This is a genomic window from Idiomarina sp. OXR-189 (assembly GCF_034373425.1).
Taxonomy (GTDB): Bacteria; Pseudomonadota; Gammaproteobacteria; order Enterobacterales; family Alteromonadaceae; genus Idiomarina; species Idiomarina zobellii.
In genome coordinates, this window is sequence record NZ_CP139706.1 from 22,904 (window position 1) to 39,700 (window position 16,797).

A 16,797-nucleotide genomic window follows, 5' to 3' on the forward strand; every position below is an offset into this window, starting at 1 on the left:
CTAACCTGATAGCGGGTTAACGGCTACAAATAACCTCCACTTGGGCATTATCGAGTGCAGATTTCAACGGGTCTTCGGGCGGTTTATCACAAACTATCGTATCAATTTGGTCAAAATCGGCCAGATGAACGGAACCAGCCCCACTAAACTTTGAAGAGTCGGTCAGTACGACTTTTCGGCGAGCTCTATCAAGAAGTGAACGCTTAAAATTAGCCTCATCAATACTGAAATCAAGTAGCCCTATGTCGGAATGAATACCACCGATAGACAGAAATAGCAGATCGGGTGTGAACTGCCGAGCCTGAATAATAGCTTCCCGCCCGAAAGCGGCCCGGTAATCTGGATCAATTTGTCCACCAGTAAATGCTAACCGCCAATCATCGCGACCAATGACTTCATTTGCTACATCCAGCGAATTTGTCACTACCAGTAACTTCTTAGGTTTGGTCAACATTCTTGAAAACCAGTAACTGGTTGAGCCACAGTCAATAAAAACCGTCATCCCATCTTCGACTAATTCGGTAGCTTTCTCTCCAACTTCTTTTTTAGCCGCAGCATTCAAACTTACGCGCCCTTGGTATGGGGGCTCTAGAGTTGAAGTGGAAAGACGAACTCCACCATGCACTTTAACCACTCTGCCGGTAGCTTCTAACTGCCGTATATCACGTCGTATGGTTTCTTCTGACACCTCAAAACGCTGTGAAAGATCGACAACAGACATTGATCTATGAAGCCTAATCAACTCCAACATAGTGATTAAACGCTCAGACATATTCACATCCATCCCCACACGTTTATTGGTTGCGCGCATGTAATTCAATGAGTTAACAAGTTGCTACTTTAGAGCAGAAGTAAATCTTAATCCACTTCCAACATTAAAAACCACATAAACTCACATTATTAATAATTAATACAACAAAGTATCACGCCACTGTCACATTTTAATTCTATATTGGCCTCGCTCAAAACCATAGCTGGGGGTGAAAGGTCATTTTGGTCCTATTACTTCCACGTTTAGCATACCTGGGGAGATACACATGAACGGCTACAAACGATTTGCACTTTCACCATTAATACTGGCAATAGCCTCAGCATCAGCGATAGCTGATCAGGATAAAGAAGAAACGAGTAAAAAAGACGAACAAATGGAAGAAATCATTGTTGTAGGTAAGAGACAGACCTTCGCCTCAAACACGGTTTCAATGGATATGATTTCACGTCGTCCAGCCAATGCTTCAGTAAACACTGTTGTACAGGAATTACCCGGAGTTATTGTACAGGAAGCTGATACCTTCGGTTCATCTGACTGGATGACTAACATCCGAATGCGAGGCTTTAATACCAATAACGGGCAAATTGGTACAACGCTTGATGGCTTACCAAACGGCGGCTCAAACTACGGCGGCGGTAGTAAAGCGAATAGATTTATTGACGTGCTCGATCTTGAAACCGTGGAAGTCAGTCAGGGAACGGCGGATATCAGCTCGAGATCAAATGAAGCATTAGGTGGAACACTGAATTTCATTACTTCCGATCCATTAATGGAAGAAAACTTAAGCTTACTCTATATGGCAGGCGACCAGGACGCGAGTAAGTACCGTTTCCGTTACGACTCAGGTGAAATTAGTCCAGATACCTACTTCTATCTCAGTGGTTCATCTTCGCAAAATAAGGACGTTTGGGATAATGAAGCTATCACGGAGAAAGATTATCTTACGGGTAAAATCACAACCATTATTGATGGGTTTCATATTACAGGCTTCGCTACCTACAATTCGGCTAATGAAAACGAATATGAATATGTTTCTTTAGAAGATTATTATGAAAACCCTCGTCACGACGGATTACATATGAACTGGACCGGAATTCCTGGTCTTGATGAAAACTATCGCGATGGCTGGCGTGCACTGCGCGATAATTCATTCTACAGTTTTCAGGTCGAAAAAGACTTTGGCAACTTTTCATTCAATACCGCCGTTTATTATCACAGAATGAAAGGCCGTGGTGACTGGATCCCTCCCTACATTACCGATGTCGATGGAGATGGAAACCTGGATAACGAACGCTCCGGTAACACAATTTATGGCGATTACGAGGGTGACGATATCTTTTTCGTTAACGCCGGTACAAATGTACCAGGTACATTGATTGACTCTTGCACTGGTCGATATGGTTTAGACGCTGAAAAAGATCCCAATTGTTATGATGGCAATGTCGAAGGGGTTGGCTCATATCGTACGTCAAATTATGCCAATCATCGTTATGGCATAACGGGGGATGTTTCCTACGACTTTGAAACTGGCAACATACAACATACCTTACGCAGCGGGTTTTGGTATGAAAACTACGATGCCGATGTAACGCGCTCATGGCATTTAGTTGAGAACTCGGCAATTAGCCCGGAATTCAATGAAACCCCTTACTGGATTCAATATAAAACCGAAGCAAACACTAAAGAACTCATGTACTACGCTCAGGAAAAAGCGGTTTTAGGCCCGCTGAGCGCAAGTCTCGGCGTAAAACAATATCAGGTCGATACTACGGTTGATCACTTCTATAACGATGACAGAACGGGTCAATTAGACTCCACTTCAGATCCATTACTCTACGCAGGGTTAACCTATACAACACCGGTTAATGGTTTAGAGTTATTTGCCGGCTACTCTGAAAACTATAAATCCATTGTTCCTGGTATCATTGATTCCGGTTTATCTAATTCAGAACTGGGTGGCATTGATCCTGAAACGGCGGAGAACATTGAGTTAGGCTTCCGTTATATCAACAATGGCTTTAACGCAGCGGTTACCTTATACGACATTAAATTCGATAACCGAATTGTGCAATTGGATACTAGTGTATTGGATGGTATCGATTACAAAGAAGAAGTCGACGGCAGCTATGTGAACGTTGGTGGTCAGAAGAGTCGCGGCGCTGAGCTGCTCACCTCATATCAAGTTACCAGCGGCCTGAGAGTTTCTGGGTCTTATACCTATAATGATGCTGAGTACCTTAGTACAGGTGATACCGGTCTTGACCAAGACGCAGAAATTCGTGCTGGGAACCAAGTATACGGCGGACCAAAAACGTTCTTCACCATCGCAGCTGATTATGTCGGTAGCAACATAACGAGTGGAATCTCTCTGCGCCATATTGGGGATAGATTTATCAACTTTGAGAACTCAGCCACCGCGCCTGGGTATGAAGTGGTAGACGCCTACATTGGTACTGATATTCAGGGTGTTTCCTCCAGCATATCGGCTCTTCGCCTGCGTTTGAATGTGAATAACCTGCTCGACGATGAGTATATATCGGCCGTTGGTAGTAACAGTGTTTATCCCGGTTCACCAAGAACGGTGACTTTCTCTGTTAGTGCTGATTTTTAACCAGATGTTAGGTAAGAGGCATTAGATTTCGAAATCTAATGCCTCTTCAAGGAGTTACTTCTATGGTCGATATTAGTCGCCGTCGGTTTCTTTTAGGGGCAGGAGCTGCCAGCGTAATGGTTTCTTTTCCCGCAATATCAAGAGCTTTGGCTATTCCTGCTGCGGTACGTACTGGCACAATTAAAGATATTGAGCACGTGGTTATTCTGATGCAGGAAAATCGGTCTTTTGATCATTACTTCGGTACCTTGTCAGGAGCACGAGGTTTTTCCGACCCTTATCCTGCACCAGCTAAATCGTTTGACCAAATCAAAGACCGTACGATATTCACGCAATTAAACCAAACTGAAATAGGCCCTAAATTTGTCACCCCATTTGCGTTAAATACACGCCAAACATTCGAACATATGCGTGTAGAAGGCACGCCTCATTCCTGGCCAGATGCGCAAGCAGCCTGGGATAACGGGCACATGGAACGTTGGCCAGAAGCAAAAAACCTGCATTCTATGGGTTATTTCGAACGCGCGGATATGCCATTTCAGTACGCCTTAGCCGATGCTTTTACACTTTGCGATGCTTACCACTGTTCTATGCATGCGGGAACCAACTCCAACCGTTTGTTCCTCTGGTCCGGAACCAACGACGGGCAGGCCCAATTTGGTGGGCCGAGTATTGGTAACTCACATGACCGTTTACCTGAAGATGGTGGTGCAGCCATTCCATACACCTGGACAACCTACGTGGAAAGGTTGCAGGAAGCAGGTGTAAATTGGCGTATTTATCAGGATATGTCGGATAATTTTACGGACAATCCGCTTGTCGGGTTTGCTGCGTTTCAAAACTCAGTAGCAGGTAAGCCAGGTTCAAATCCAGAGCTCGCAAAACGAGGGTTAACGACTCAGGCTTTAGACCAGCTGCGAGCAGATATTATGGAAAATAAGTTGCCTTCTGTATCTTATATTATAGCAACAGCGGAAGGTTCCGAGCATCCGGGACCATCCAGCCCGGCACAGGGTGCCGCATATACCTCAGAGGTATTAGACGCTCTAACGGCTAATCCTGAGGTCTGGGCAAAAACAGCGTTGTTTATCATGTTTGATGAAAACGACGGATTTTTCGATCACGTACCGCCACCAGCACCGCCTTCAGAAGATCCAGCATCACCCGGCGGATATGCAGGCCATTCTCAGGTGTCTACCCGAGGGGAGTATCATACTCATCGATCCGAAGCGGATGAGTCGTTGGAAGTACAAGACTACATGGGAAGACCCTACGGATTGGGACCTCGCGTTCCAGCCTACGTGATTTCTCCCTGGAGTCGGGGCGGCTACATTAACTCGGAAGTTCTCGATCATACTTCGGTTATTCGTTTTCTGGAACAACGTTTCGGTGTTTTAGAACCCAACATTAGCCCCTGGCGACGGGCTGTTTGTGGTGATTTCACAAATGCTTTTGACTTCGTAAATCCAAACAGGGACTTGCCGTTAGCTTTTCCTGACCCCACAACTGACGCAAAAAGGGCAGCAGCACTGCCAAAAAGAACAACGCCTAAACTTCCTATTCAACAATCGATGCCTGCCCAGGAACCGGGTATGCGTCCACACCGGCCTAGCCTCTATAAGCTGGATTTAGAGTGGGATGAGCTTCCGGAAACCAATACATTGAAGCTGACCTTCATTAATAAAGGCAAGCGCGCTGCCGTATTCCATGTTTACAACCGACTGAATCTGGACTCAATTCCGCATCGATATACTGTTGAAGCCAAAAATAAAACGAGCAGAGAATGGACGCTAATTGAAGATGCTTATGACTTGCAGGTCATGGGGCCAGAAGGGTTTCATCGTCGCTTAGCAGGAAAACATTCTGAAATACAACCCGGAAGAGATATTAGCTTTATCAGTGACGGCAAATACTGCGGCCTATTGGCTCGTAGTGACGGCTTTACCTACTATCTTGGACAAGACGTTGATACGAAAAAAAGGCTGCCTCAAGGACAGGTAGTTCATATACCGACGGACAGTAATCAACGCTACGATGTCTCAGTGACGAGCACCTCATCTGATTCTTTTCTTAGACAATTTGCCGGCCGCCTGAATCGTTAAGGTGTACTTAAGGACGTACTTTAATAATGACAAAACCAAAGCTTACTGTATTTGACCTTGATGGCACCCTGGTTGATTCAGATAGTGCACAGGACTGGATGTACTTTTTACGAAAAAACTCATGGCCTTACAGCAAAGAAGCGACTGAGATTTGCAGCGAAATTATGCAGGATTACAGTAGCGGACGAATGAATATGAAGGATTATATGCAGGCATGGGTTTTACCTATAAAAGGCAAACGGGTTACTGAAATCAGAGCTCTGGCTGCCGAATTTGCTGAACACTATATTAAGCCACGCATTTATACAGAAGGTATGCGTAAAGTCAGAGAGCATCAGAAAGCTGGAGACATTCTTCTGGTTATTTCTGCCAGCCCCACCATTATAGTAGAGCCCATTGCTGCTCTTTTTGGTATCCAGCATGTTATTGGAATCGATATTGAGGCGTCTAATAATAAGTTCACACAAAACCTAATAGAGCCATTTAGCTTTGGAGAAGGAAAAGTTGCTCTTTTAAAGCAGTGGCAAAAACAGCACGACTTAGAAGACTTGCCGTTAGGCTGCATATATAGTGACTCAATTAACGACGTACCATTACTGGATTACGCGCTTAACAGCCATGTTATAAATGGTAACGAACAAATGCGCTTAATTGCGAAAGAGAACGGCTGGTGCACCCACGAATGGAGTGTATGAGGCTCACAGGCCAGTTTCGTTTCTTTCTTCAAATGAAACTGACCTTTTCTTTAACGCTTTATTCGCCGCAGCTCAGAACGTTCTCCCCGTTAAGGTTAAAACCCTCTTTCCATAAAGCAGAAATTCCAGCTTCAAGGAAGTAAGGGCAGGCATTGTTTTCGAATTCCTGTTGACTGATTTCGCCCTCAGAGCCGTCTTCATAGTACTCTTGCACAAACACCGCTTTGTTATTTTTCAGGAAAGTGTCTTCGTAACTGACACATTCATTTCCGTAGGCATAACACTGTTCGTTTACGGCAAAATCAAAGTCATTAATCAGTTCATTCAGTTGGTCTACATCGTTCTTTAAACCAATGCTTAACCCCCGAGAATGTGCGGCATTTGCTAACCATTTATTGTAATTTAACTGATCATCGTAAGTGATAATGCCCTTTGTCTCGTCAGTGTTGATATAGCCGTCGACATTGTCGGGTTCAACCGCATCACAACCTGCAGATTGAGCTAAGTCCAGGCGCACTTCTATAATAGGCTTGATATTTTCGTTCAAGGCAACTTTATTCGAACATCTCTGCCAGGAACTTATTTTAGTCGGTGCTTTGCAAGATTCATTTTACTTTAGAAGAGTTGAGTAGCATCAATGACTTCACATTGATTTTTATAAACACCTGAATGATTTGAAATTTAATCTTCTTGGCCTTTTGATTTCAGGAATACGTAGATAAAAACGAGCAAACCCAAAATCACAACAAACATCAGAACCCATAATGGAATTTCATAGTACAAATTAAGCGTAGCTGTCCCAGAAAGAATTAATCCTACTAAAATTACAATACTGCCCAGAGTATCTTTTTTCATAAACTTCCCTTGTTAAATTACTCGCTCCCTCAAGAGCTACCTTAGCAAAATTTTAGAGGTAGATTAAAGACCTTAACTTTTGGCTACAAAGGCTGAAATAGGTTTGGAATGCTTCGGGAGACTCAATGCCCCAGAGGGATTCAACGAGGACTACGATATTCTTCAAGGAGCAGAAAAACTCAACATAGTGAATCTATAGCTATAGTTTTGAAAGCCATTGGAGATTCATGTAAAGCATTTCAGAGTTTTTCCCTTGCTCGGGACTGCTTTGCAATTGCAGCCAATAAATTTGAGCAAATCAATTCCAAAACTGAGTGGGCTGGTTGCCTTTTTGAGGGAAGATGTCACATACAACCAATCAATGTTTGCCTTGGCCACTGGATCGACTTCACGCTCAGTAACGACGTTCAATCTCTAGCGTCTCGATAGCGCGAGCATCACCAAGGTTATCCGTATGGGCTCTGATTTATCTGTGGAGTCTACTAACAAGTCTGAGAACATGACCATATCAACGGCATTATTGGCGGGGTGAGAGTAGACCTGCCGAGATCGACCTAAAGATGGAACTTCATCGACCCGCACCCAAGGGCTATAGTCCGCACCAGAGCCAGACCCGCGTCCTTTCTTTATTCTTTTCGCAATCTGCGCCTCGCTCAGCGAGTATTTTGAGTTTGCCATGTCATCAACTCGATTGCCTTTGCTCATAAACACCTCTCGTTTTAGTTACATTGTAACGGTTAAAAGTGTCTAGCAAAGTCTGGGAAGTCCACTCAGCTTCATTAGGGAGTACACCTGTATGCATTACCGGTAGTAGCTATAGTTGGCCTTGTAATGCTGGCCAAACTATCGTTGGTTTTCTTCGTGAGTATGATTTGAGTGGAAATCAAAATGGGATTTTTCGGTATCAGAACACATCTCTGAATTCCCCTTTTAATACGTTATCCGTTCAAATCAGTATTTTATAGTAGTAGGGGCTTTAGGCCCCCTTTTAATATCTACTAAGCTGACACATCAATCGCATTGCCTTGCTCTCGTTTCATAATATTAAGCACTGACTCAAGGCGTTGTTTAGTTTCCGGATCGTCATTTTGACTCGCACCTAAGATCCCGTCCCAGACCTTATCCAAAAAATTGATGCGTTTTGAATCATCCGGTTTAAGATCATCCGTCGATAGTTCTTTGTCGACAGGTATATCTAGAGCCATATATGCAAATGACCAAACCTCTTTGGGTGTCAACTCTCCTGACTTAGCTTTTTCATTAGTCCAATCAAAAAGCTCAGACTGAGTCATATTAGAAAAGTTAGGTTTAGATGACTCTTTACTATTATCTGAACTTGAGTTGGTTATTACTTCAGATTCTGTGTTAGGTTGGGACTTACTTGTGTAAGCCCCGATAACTGTTGGGGATGAATTAATGTACATATTATTTCTCCTAGCCTTAGCTCTCGTTAAAAGGTTAAAACCGCATTGAGCTTAAGCAAAAAATGTACCGAAAATTATTTTTGATACAAGCTAGAAGAATAAAATACTTTGATTTAACAGCTTAATGTACGCCAAAAAAAGGGCCTTTCGGCCCTTCCTTATTCAACTGTAACTGACTTAGCCAGGTTTCTGGGCTGGTCCACATCCGTACCTTTTATCAAGGCCACGTAGTAAGACAGCAGCTGCAGCGGAACGGTGTAAACAATAGGTGCTATCACTTCGTCGCAATGACAAACGTTCAGTACGTTCATTGTGTCATCACTCTTGAAGTGGGCATTTTTGTCGGCAAAAACGTACATCAAACCGCCACGGGCTCGTACTTCTTCCACGTTCGACTTCAGTTTTTCCAGTAAGTCATTATTTGGTGCCACGACAATAACTGGCATTTCTTCGTCAATAAGTGCCAGTGGACCGTGCTTTAACTCACCAGCGGCGTAAGCTTCGGCATGAATGTACGAAATTTCTTTGAGTTTCAGCGCGCCTTCCATTGCTATCGGGTATTGATTACCACGTCCCAGGAATAAGCTATGGTCTTTATTCGCAAAGTCCTGTGCCAATTCTTCAATTTCATCGGCTAATGCCACCGCTTCTTCCAGCTTAGTTGGCAAGGCTTGCAGTGCATGCACCACAGCTTGTTGCTGTTGCTCTGGCATGCCTCGGTATTTACCAATACCTAAGGTCAGCATTAATAGACCGGTAAGCTGGGTTGTGAAAGCCTTGGTCGATGCGACGCCAATTTCAGCACCGGCGCGGGTCAAAAAGGCCAGGTCCGACTCGCGCACCATAGACGAAGAGCCTACGTTGCAAATGGTGAGGCTGCCTTTATAGCCTAGTTCTTTCGACAAACGCAGTGCTGCTAAGGTATCTGCCGTTTCACCACTTTGAGAAATGGTGACTAATAAGCTATTCGGATGGACATAGGACTTGCGATAACGGAACTCTGAGGCAATTTCGATATTGCATGACACATTGGCCATAGATTCCAGCCAGTAGCGAGCAACCATACCGGCGTGATAACTGGTGCCACAGGCAACAATTTGCACATGCTCAATGCCTTTTAAAATCTCCGCTGCATTTTCGCCAAAAGCATCATCGAGTACGGTAGTTTCCGACAAACGACCTTCTAGTGTATTGCGAACGGCTATTGGCTGTTCGTAAATTTCTTTCAACATGAAATGGCGGTACTGACCTTTACCACCGGCGTCATAGCTGACATCAGACTCGACGACTTCGCGTTCTACTGAATTGCCTTCGGTATCGTAAATGGCAATATCTGTGCGGTTGATATCTGCGACATCGCCTTCTTCCAGGTAAATAAACTGACGGGTAACCGGTAATAACGCCAACTGATCAGAGGCGACAAAGTTTTCACCAATACCAACACCGATAACCAATGGACTGCCAGAGCGCGCAACGACCAAGCGCTCGGGGTGCTTAGTATCCATAACGACAGTGCCATAAGCGCCTTCTAACTGACGAACAGCAGACTTAACCGCATCTAATAAGTCGCCCTTGGTTTTGCGCTCATGATGAATTAAGTGAGCGATTACTTCGGTGTCAGTCTGCGAGTTAAAAACATAACCTTCAGCTTTAAGCTCTTCTCGCAGGCGTTCATGATTTTCAATAATGCCGTTATGCACTACAGCAATTTCATCCTCAGAGCGGTGAGGGTGGGCGTTTGCTTCCGTTACACCACCGTGCGTTGCCCAGCGTGTGTGCGCAATGCCAATTGTACCGTCCAGTGGGTTCTGCGCTATCGCATCTTTCAGTTCCTGGACTTTACCAGTTCGTCTAACGCTCTTTAATTCGTTATTGGCATCAATGACGGCAACGCCTGCCGAGTCATAGCCTCTGTATTCAAGACGTTTAAGACCTTCCAACAAAATACCGGCGACACGGCGTTCTGATGTTGCACCTACTATACCGCACATAACTTAACTTCCTTTTTTCTGAGGGCGTTGCCAGCCACTGATATTACGCTGTTTTCCACGCGCTACCGCAAGTTCTTCATCGGCCACTTCCCGGGTCACTACCGAGCCGGCCCCAACGGTTGCATTGTTACCTATTTTTACTGGCGCAACCAACGAGCTGTTAGAGCCAATAAACGCACCGTCACCTATTTCCGTCAGGAATTTATTAACACCGTCATAGTTACAGGTAATGGTTCCGGCACCTATATTGGCGTACTCGCCAACTTGAGCGTCACCCAGGTAGGTTAAATGACTTGCTTTGGAGCCTTTACCTAAGCGACTTTTTTTCATTTCGACAAAGTTTCCGACCTGCGCTTCATCGGCAAGTTCCGCGCCTGGGCGCAAGCGAGCAAACGGGCCAACTTTACAATTTTTCGCTACCGCCGCGCCTTCTATGTGTGAATTAGCACGAATCACCGTGTTGTCGCCAATAGTTGCGTCTTTAATCACACAGTTAGGCTCTACCGTCACGTTATTACCAATAGTGACATCACCTTCAATAACCACGTTGATATCGAAAGTAACGTCGTTACCGACAGTAAGTTTACCGCGACAATCAAAACGAGCCGGGTCAATTAAGGTAACGCCCTGTGTCATTAATTCATCAGCCTGACGACGTTGAAACGCACGCTCCAGCTGCGCTAATTGTTGACGGTTATTCGCTCCTTCAACTTCATAGGTCGCATCGGGTTGCGCAGTAGCAATTGTCACGCCTTGTTCAGCGGCCATAGCAACAATGTCAGTCAGGTAATATTCTTTCTGGGCATTGTCGTTACTCAAGTTCTCTAGCCACGCTTTAAGCTTAGCGCCATCGGCAATCATAATGCCGGTGTTCACTTCCTGAATAGCGAGTTGCCCGGCATTTGCGTCTTTTTGTTCGACAATGCCGGTCACTTGTTTATCCGTATTTCTGACGATACGACCGTAACCGTTAGGGTCGTCGAGAGTCATGGTTAGAAGACCTAACTCTGTCGTCTGGGTGGCAGTTAAAAGTTTAATTAAGGTCGACTCGGTTAATAGCGGCACATCACCGTACAAAATAACGACTTTTTCATCGTCTTTTAAGTAAGGAATGACTTGCTGAACCGCATGTCCCGTACCCAGTTGTTCGCGTTGTTCTACCCAGGTTAAATCCTCACCCTGAATTGTTTTTTGCAGCTGCTCACCACCATGGCCGTATATTAGGTTTATTGCTTCAGGCTTTAACGACCGAGCCGTGTCTATTACATGCTCTACCATTGGCTTATTCGCTACTTTATGCAGCACTTTAGGCAAGTCTGAGCGCATTCTGGTTCCTTTACCAGCCGCCAGAATCACAACGCGTAACTTCATAGTCATCGAGTCCTTAATAAAACTTTCATAACCCGCATTGTAACGACAAAAAAGGCCTTGTTGTACTCACAACAAGGCCTTTTACAGGTTATATACAAACTTTTAGCGTCTAAGCTTACGAATAACCTCAAGCTGAGCCAGCGCGCGTGACAATTCAGCAATTGCTTCTGCGTAGGTGACATCGGCACCTGAATCGGCAATAGCTTCTTCTGCACGTTTTTTCGCAGCTTCTGCGGCTTGTTCGTCCAGTTCGTCACCACGTACTGCTACGTCAGCTAGTACAATGACGTGGCCCGGTTGAACTTCTAAAACACCGCCAGCGACATACATAAGCTCTTCATCACCTGCTTCACTGACATAACGCACCATACCTGGCTTAATTTTTGTCAGTAGAGGTGCGTGACCCGGGTAAATACCCAGATCACCTTCGCTACCAGAAACCTGAACCGTTTGTACAGCGCCGGAGAAAAGCTTTTCTTCAGCGCTAACAACGTCCAGAGTTAATGTCTGTGTGGCCATTTAAACCTCCAGATTGGTTACAGGTTTTTGGCTTTCTCAACCGCTTCTTCGATGGTACCTACCATGTAGAAAGCTTGTTCTGGCAGATCATCGTATTCGCCTTCAAGAATACCTTTAAAGCCAGCAATCGTGTCTTTCAGCGATACATATTTACCAGGAGCTCCGGTAAATACTTCGGCTACGAAGAACGGCTGAGACAAGAAACGCTGAATTTTACGAGCGCGGGCAACAGTACGCTTGTCTTCTTCTGACAATTCGTCCATACCCAAGATAGCAATGATGTCTTTCAGCTCTTTATAACGCTGAAGTACTTCCTGAACACCCATTGCCGTGTTGTAGTGCTCGTCACCGATAACCTGAGGGTCCAACTGACGTGACGTTGAATCCAACGGGTCAACCGCAGGGTAGATACCCAATGACGCAATGTCACGGTTCAATACAACAGTCGCATCCAAGTGAGCGAAGGTTGTTGCAGGAGATGGATCCGTTAAGTCATCCGCAGGTACGTAAACGGCCTGAACAGACGTGATTGAACCCGTCTTAGTTGAGGTGATACGTTCCTGAAGAACACCCATTTCTTCAGCAAGTGTAGGCTGATAACCAACCGCTGAAGGCATACGGCCTAATAGTGCTGATACCTCGGTACCTGCCAGTGTGTAACGGTAGATGTTATCGACGAAGAATAGTACGTCGCGACCTTCGTCACGGAATTTCTCTGCGATAGTCAAACCAGTCAGAGCAACACGTAAACGGTTACCCGGTGGCTCGTTCATCTGACCATAAACCAGTGATACTTTATCCAGAACGTTTGAATCGTTCATCTCGTGATAGAAGTCGTTACCTTCACGAGTACGCTCACCAACACCTGCGAATACTGAGTAGCCGCTGTGCTCGATAGCGATGTTACGGATAAGCTCCATCATGTTAACGGTTTTACCAACACCAGCACCACCGAACAGACCGACTTTACCACCCTTAGCGAATGGGCAAATCAGGTCGATAACTTTGATACCAGTTTCTAACAATTCGTTAGTGTTTGACTGGTCTTCATAAGTTGGCGCTGCGCGGTGAATAGACATACGCTCTTCTTCACCGATAGGACCCGCTTCATCGATTGGGTTACCCAATACGTCCATAATACGGCCCAGAGTTTTCTTACCTACTGGAACCATGATTGGCTCACCGGTGTTCTCAGCGGTGATACCACGACGCAAACCGTCAGTTGTACCCATTGCGATGGCACGTACAATTCCGCCGCCCAGCTGTTGCTGAACTTCGAGAATCAGACCTTCTAAACCACCGTCGGTCACTTTCAGTGCGTCGTATACTTTTGGTACAGCGTCTTGTGGAAATTCTAAATCCACAACGGCGCCGATAATTTGTACGACCTTACCTTGACTCATGACGTTTCCTCTAACTCTTCAATTCTTTTTACCGTTGCCGCGTTATACCGCTTCGGCGCCGGATACGATTTCCGAAATTTCTTGCGTAATTGCTGCCTGACGCGCCTTGTTGTACTGCAATTGCAGCTGATCGATAAGATCTTCGGCGTTGTCGGTTGCGGCTTTCATCGCAATCATCCGTGCGGCTTGCTCGCTTGCAAAGTTATCTACGACGCCTTGGTACACCTGCATTTCTACAAAGCGGCGAATAAGCGTATCTAAGATACTTTCAGGATTCGGTTCATACAGGTAGTCCCAGCTGCCTGTTTGCACATCTTCTTCCGAACCTGTTTGCGGCAATGGCAACAATTGATGAATGGTCGGCTCTTGGGTCATCGTATTCACAAACTTGTTGAATACAACATACAAGCGATCGATTTTGCCTTCTTCGTAGGCATCCAGCATTACCTGGATAGAACCGGTAATTTCTTTAAGCTCAGGTTTTTCACCCATGCCTGATACTTGCGCCTGCAATTTACCAAAGCGCTTAAAGAATCCAGTTCCTTTACTGCCTATCGCAGCAAAATCAGCTTCTACACCTTGCTCTTTCCACTCGTTTGCGTGCTTAACGACTTTCTTGAACTCATTACCGTTCAAGCCGCCACACAAACCACGGTCAGTAGAAATCACAATATAACCCACGCGTTTTACCTGGCGCTCTTCCATAAATGGATGACGATACTCCAGATTACCGCGTGCCACATGACCAATCACCTTGCGAATGGTTTCAGCGTATGGGCGACTTGCTTCCATACGTTCCTGCGCCTTTTTCATCTTAGACGCAGCCACCATTTCCATAGCGCTGGTGATCTTCTGAGTATTACCGATACTCGAGATCTGAGTTTTTATCTCTTTACCGCTGGCCATGACGATTCTCCTGTTAACTCAACGACAAATGGCCGCGAATAGGGCGGCCACGTTCGATTACCACGATTGCGTTTGCTTGAATTTCTCAAGCGCCGCTTTCAACTGGGCGTCGATGTCGTCGTTATAGTTGCCAGTTTTATCAATCTCAGCCATTAGGTCGGCGTATTCACTCGCCATGAAAGATTGCAGAGACTCTTCAAAATCCATGATTTTGTCGACAGCAACGTCTTTCAGGAAGCCTTTTTCAACGGCGTAAATTGATACAGCCATTTGAGCAACGCTCATTGGCTTGTACTGTTTCTGTTTCATCAGTTCGGTAACACGTTGACCGTGCTCCAACTGCTCGCGAGTAGACTCATCAAGGTCAGATGCGAACTGAGCGAAAGCCGCCAATTCACGGTACTGAGCAAGAGCAAGACGGATACCGCCGCCCAGTTTCTTGATGATTTTGGTCTGTGCTGAACCACCTACACGAGAAACTGAAACACCCGCGTTAACTGCAGGACGAATACCTGAGTTAAATAAGTCAGTTTCTAAGAAAATCTGACCATCGGTGATTGAGATTACGTTAGTTGGTACGAACGCAGAAACGTCACCCGCTTGGGTTTCAATGATAGGTAACGCAGTCAATGAACCGGTTTGACCTTTCACTTTACCATCGGTGTGTTTTTCAACGTAGTCGGCGTTTACACGCGCAGCACGCTCAAGCAAACGAGAGTGAAGATAGAAAACATCACCCGGGAATGCTTCACGACCTGGTGGACGACGCAGCAACAATGAAATCTGACGATAAGCAACAGCTTGCTTAGACAGATCATCGTATACGATAAGAGCGTCTTCGCCGCGATCACGGAAGAACTCACCCATTGTACAACCTGAGTAGGCTGCCAAGTATTGCAGTGCTGCTGATTCAGAAGCAGAAGCCGCAACTACAATGGTGTTTTCCATTGCGCCGTGCTCTTCCAGCTTACGAACAACTGCAGAAATAGTGGAGTTTTTCTGACCGATAGCAACGTAAACACACTTAATACCAGAATTTTTCTGGTTGATGATAGCGTCAACGGCTAATGCAGTTTTACCGGTTTGGCGGTCACCGATGATAAGCTCACGCTGACCACGACCAACTGGAATCATCGAGTCAATTGATTTGTAACCAGTTTGCACTGGCTGATCAACAGATTGACGTTCGATAACGCCCGGTGCGATTTTCTCAACCGGCTCATAGCCGTCTGCTTCGATAGGGCCTTTACCATCGATAGGCTGGCCTAGCGTGTTAACCACACGACCTAGCAGTTTATCGCCAACCGGAACTTCCAGGATACGACCGGTAGATTTTACTTTGGTGCCTTCTTGCAAATCTGCATACGGGCCCATAACAACCGCACCAACCGAATCACGTTCAAGGTTCAATGCGATAGCGTAACGATTACCAGGTAGCTCAATCATTTCACCTTGCAGACAGTCTGCAAGTCCGTGAACACGAATAATACCGTCTTGAACAGACATGATGGTACCTTCGTTGCGAGCTTCGCTGGTGACTTCGAACTTCTCAATTCGCTGTTTGATCAGTTCTGCGATTTCATTTGAATTCAATTGCATGCTCAAGTCCCCAATTAGGATTGCAGTGCGGTGGCAAGTCTATCGAGCTTGCCACGCAAGGTGCCATCGATAACGGTGTCACCTGCTTCAATTACCAGTCCACCAATGATGGACTTATCAACACTGCAGTTCAGCTTAATTTTGCGTTGCAGACGTTTTTCCAGTGCTTTGCTTAACTCTGTTTGCTGCGCTTTGAGCAAACGAGTGGCTGATTTGACATCGACAGTGACTTCTTTGTCATATTCTGCACGAAACGCCTGATAAAGCTCACTAACCGCCGGGAGTGCCGGTAAACGTTCGTTTTCCGCCATAACCTTCAGGAAGTTTTTAACGTTTTCGTCGATTTCATCGCCGCAAACACCTAAAAATACTTCCGTGGTTTTCCCAACAGTCGCAGAGCTGCTCAAGAAAGACGCGATAATGTCATCTTGTGCTACCGAGGCAGCAAAAGAGAGCATTTCGTCCCATTTATCAAGCGCTCCTTGTTCCAAAGCAAAATCAAAAGCTGCTTTAGCGTAGGGGCGAGCGACCGTAGTCAATTCTGACATA

Annotated in this window: 15 protein-coding genes; 4 read left to right on the plus strand and 11 right to left on the minus strand. The window is 45.5% G+C overall.

Annotated features, from left to right (window positions below; translation table 11 throughout):
* Positions 1 to 16 precede the first annotated feature (16 nt).
* On the minus strand, positions 17 to 772 hold the full coding sequence (locus UM402_RS00100) for a DeoR/GlpR family DNA-binding transcription regulator (RefSeq protein ID WP_063744290.1): 756 nt from the start codon (positions 770 to 772) through the stop codon (positions 17 to 19).
* Between the two features lie 265 nt (positions 773 to 1,037).
* On the opposite strand from UM402_RS00100, the gene UM402_RS00105 reads away from it, so the two are divergent.
* The 3 genes from UM402_RS00105 to UM402_RS00115 all read left to right on the plus strand — a co-directional run bounded on the left by UM402_RS00105 (position 1,038) and on the right by UM402_RS00115 (position 6,180).
* A complete protein-coding gene (locus UM402_RS00105; protein ID WP_011235817.1) occupies positions 1,038 to 3,383 on the plus strand; it encodes a TonB-dependent receptor in 2,346 nt (781 codons plus the stop codon).
* 62 nt (positions 3,384 to 3,445) lie between these two features.
* Positions 3,446 to 5,485, plus strand: coding sequence for a phosphocholine-specific phospholipase C (locus UM402_RS00110; protein WP_058576451.1), 2,040 nt, complete (start codon positions 3,446 to 3,448; stop codon positions 5,483 to 5,485).
* A 26-nt stretch (positions 5,486 to 5,511) separates the two neighbouring features.
* Positions 5,512 to 6,180 (plus strand): HAD family hydrolase, encoded by a 669-nt coding sequence (locus UM402_RS00115; RefSeq protein ID WP_058576452.1) that lies wholly within the window; start codon positions 5,512 to 5,514, stop codon positions 6,178 to 6,180.
* Positions 6,181 to 6,238: 58 nt separating this feature from the next.
* Here the strand turns inward: UM402_RS00115 and UM402_RS00120 are convergent, their stop codons facing one another.
* Complete coding sequence (locus UM402_RS00120) at positions 6,239 to 6,727, minus strand: endo alpha-1,4 polygalactosaminidase (RefSeq protein WP_322295358.1); 489 nt, start codon at positions 6,725 to 6,727, stop codon at positions 6,239 to 6,241.
* A gap of 134 nt (positions 6,728 to 6,861) precedes the next feature.
* The gene (locus UM402_RS00125) at positions 6,862 to 7,035 is read right to left on the minus strand and encodes a hypothetical protein (RefSeq protein ID WP_322295359.1); all 174 of its coding nucleotides are present in this window, start codon (positions 7,033 to 7,035) and stop codon (positions 6,862 to 6,864) included.
* Between the two features lie 743 nt (positions 7,036 to 7,778).
* Here UM402_RS00125 and UM402_RS00130 point away from each other — a divergent pair.
* Positions 7,779 to 8,000 carry a DUF4879 domain-containing protein gene (locus UM402_RS00130; RefSeq protein WP_322295360.1) on the plus strand — a complete coding sequence of 74 codons (222 nt, stop codon included), beginning with the start codon at positions 7,779 to 7,781 and terminating at the stop codon, positions 7,998 to 8,000.
* A 33-nt stretch (positions 8,001 to 8,033) separates the two neighbouring features.
* Here the strand turns inward: UM402_RS00130 and UM402_RS00135 are convergent, their stop codons facing one another.
* The 8 genes from UM402_RS00135 to atpH all read right to left on the minus strand — a co-directional run bounded on the left by UM402_RS00135 (position 8,034) and on the right by atpH (position 16,796).
* Positions 8,034 to 8,459, minus strand: a complete 426-nt coding sequence (locus UM402_RS00135) for a hypothetical protein (protein ID WP_058576454.1) — start codon at positions 8,457 to 8,459, stop codon at positions 8,034 to 8,036.
* Between the two features lie 158 nt (positions 8,460 to 8,617).
* Positions 8,618 to 10,450, minus strand: coding sequence for a glutamine--fructose-6-phosphate transaminase (isomerizing) (glmS, locus tag UM402_RS00140; RefSeq protein ID WP_058576455.1), 1,833 nt, complete (start codon positions 10,448 to 10,450; stop codon positions 8,618 to 8,620).
* 3 nt (positions 10,451 to 10,453) lie between these two features.
* Positions 10,454 to 11,821, minus strand: a complete 1,368-nt coding sequence (gene glmU, locus UM402_RS00145) for a bifunctional UDP-N-acetylglucosamine diphosphorylase/glucosamine-1-phosphate N-acetyltransferase GlmU (protein ID WP_058576456.1) — start codon at positions 11,819 to 11,821, stop codon at positions 10,454 to 10,456.
* 102 nt (positions 11,822 to 11,923) lie between these two features.
* Positions 11,924 to 12,340, minus strand: coding sequence for a F0F1 ATP synthase subunit epsilon (locus UM402_RS00150; protein WP_058576457.1), 417 nt, complete (start codon positions 12,338 to 12,340; stop codon positions 11,924 to 11,926).
* A 17-nt stretch (positions 12,341 to 12,357) separates the two neighbouring features.
* A complete protein-coding gene (gene atpD, locus UM402_RS00155) occupies positions 12,358 to 13,743 on the minus strand; it encodes a F0F1 ATP synthase subunit beta (RefSeq protein WP_058576458.1) in 1,386 nt (461 codons plus the stop codon).
* Between the two features lie 42 nt (positions 13,744 to 13,785).
* A complete protein-coding gene (gene atpG / locus UM402_RS00160; protein WP_058576459.1) occupies positions 13,786 to 14,649 on the minus strand; it encodes a F0F1 ATP synthase subunit gamma in 864 nt (287 codons plus the stop codon).
* A gap of 57 nt (positions 14,650 to 14,706) precedes the next feature.
* Positions 14,707 to 16,248: a F0F1 ATP synthase subunit alpha gene (gene atpA / locus UM402_RS00165; protein WP_053954491.1), complete on the minus strand. Its 1,542-nt coding sequence runs from the start codon at positions 16,246 to 16,248 to the stop codon at positions 14,707 to 14,709.
* A 14-nt stretch (positions 16,249 to 16,262) separates the two neighbouring features.
* Positions 16,263 to 16,796 carry a F0F1 ATP synthase subunit delta gene (gene atpH, locus UM402_RS00170; protein ID WP_053954490.1) on the minus strand — a complete coding sequence of 178 codons (534 nt, stop codon included), beginning with the start codon at positions 16,794 to 16,796 and terminating at the stop codon, positions 16,263 to 16,265.
* Between the last annotated feature and the right edge of the window lies 1 nt (position 16,797).

Coding starts and splice junctions, on each gene's coding strand:
- UM402_RS00100 (WP_063744290.1), bottom strand. CDS start 772: ATGTCTGAGCGTTTAATCACTATGTTGGAGTTGATTAGGCTTCATAGA.
- UM402_RS00105 (WP_011235817.1), top strand. CDS start 1,038: ATGAACGGCTACAAACGATTTGCACTTTCACCATTAATACTGGCAATA.
- UM402_RS00110 (WP_058576451.1), top strand. CDS start 3,446: ATGGTCGATATTAGTCGCCGTCGGTTTCTTTTAGGGGCAGGAGCTGCC.
- UM402_RS00115 (WP_058576452.1), top strand. CDS start 5,512: ATGACAAAACCAAAGCTTACTGTATTTGACCTTGATGGCACCCTGGTT.
- UM402_RS00125 (WP_322295359.1), bottom strand. CDS start 7,035: ATGAAAAAAGATACTCTGGGCAGTATTGTAATTTTAGTAGGATTAATT.
- UM402_RS00135 (WP_058576454.1), bottom strand. CDS start 8,459: ATGTACATTAATTCATCCCCAACAGTTATCGGGGCTTACACAAGTAAG.
- glmS (WP_058576455.1), bottom strand. CDS start 10,450: ATGTGCGGTATAGTAGGTGCAACATCAGAACGCCGTGTCGCCGGTATT.
- glmU (WP_058576456.1), bottom strand. CDS start 11,821: ATGAAGTTACGCGTTGTGATTCTGGCGGCTGGTAAAGGAACCAGAATG.
- UM402_RS00150 (WP_058576457.1), bottom strand. CDS start 12,340: ATGGCCACACAGACATTAACTCTGGACGTTGTTAGCGCTGAAGAAAAG.
- atpD (WP_058576458.1), bottom strand. CDS start 13,743: ATGAGTCAAGGTAAGGTCGTACAAATTATCGGCGCCGTTGTGGATTTA.
- atpG (WP_058576459.1), bottom strand. CDS start 14,649: ATGGCCAGCGGTAAAGAGATAAAAACTCAGATCTCGAGTATCGGTAAT.
- atpA (WP_053954491.1), bottom strand. CDS start 16,248: ATGCAATTGAATTCAAATGAAATCGCAGAACTGATCAAACAGCGAATT.
- atpH (WP_053954490.1), bottom strand. CDS start 16,796: ATGTCAGAATTGACTACGGTCGCTCGCCCCTACGCTAAAGCAGCTTTT.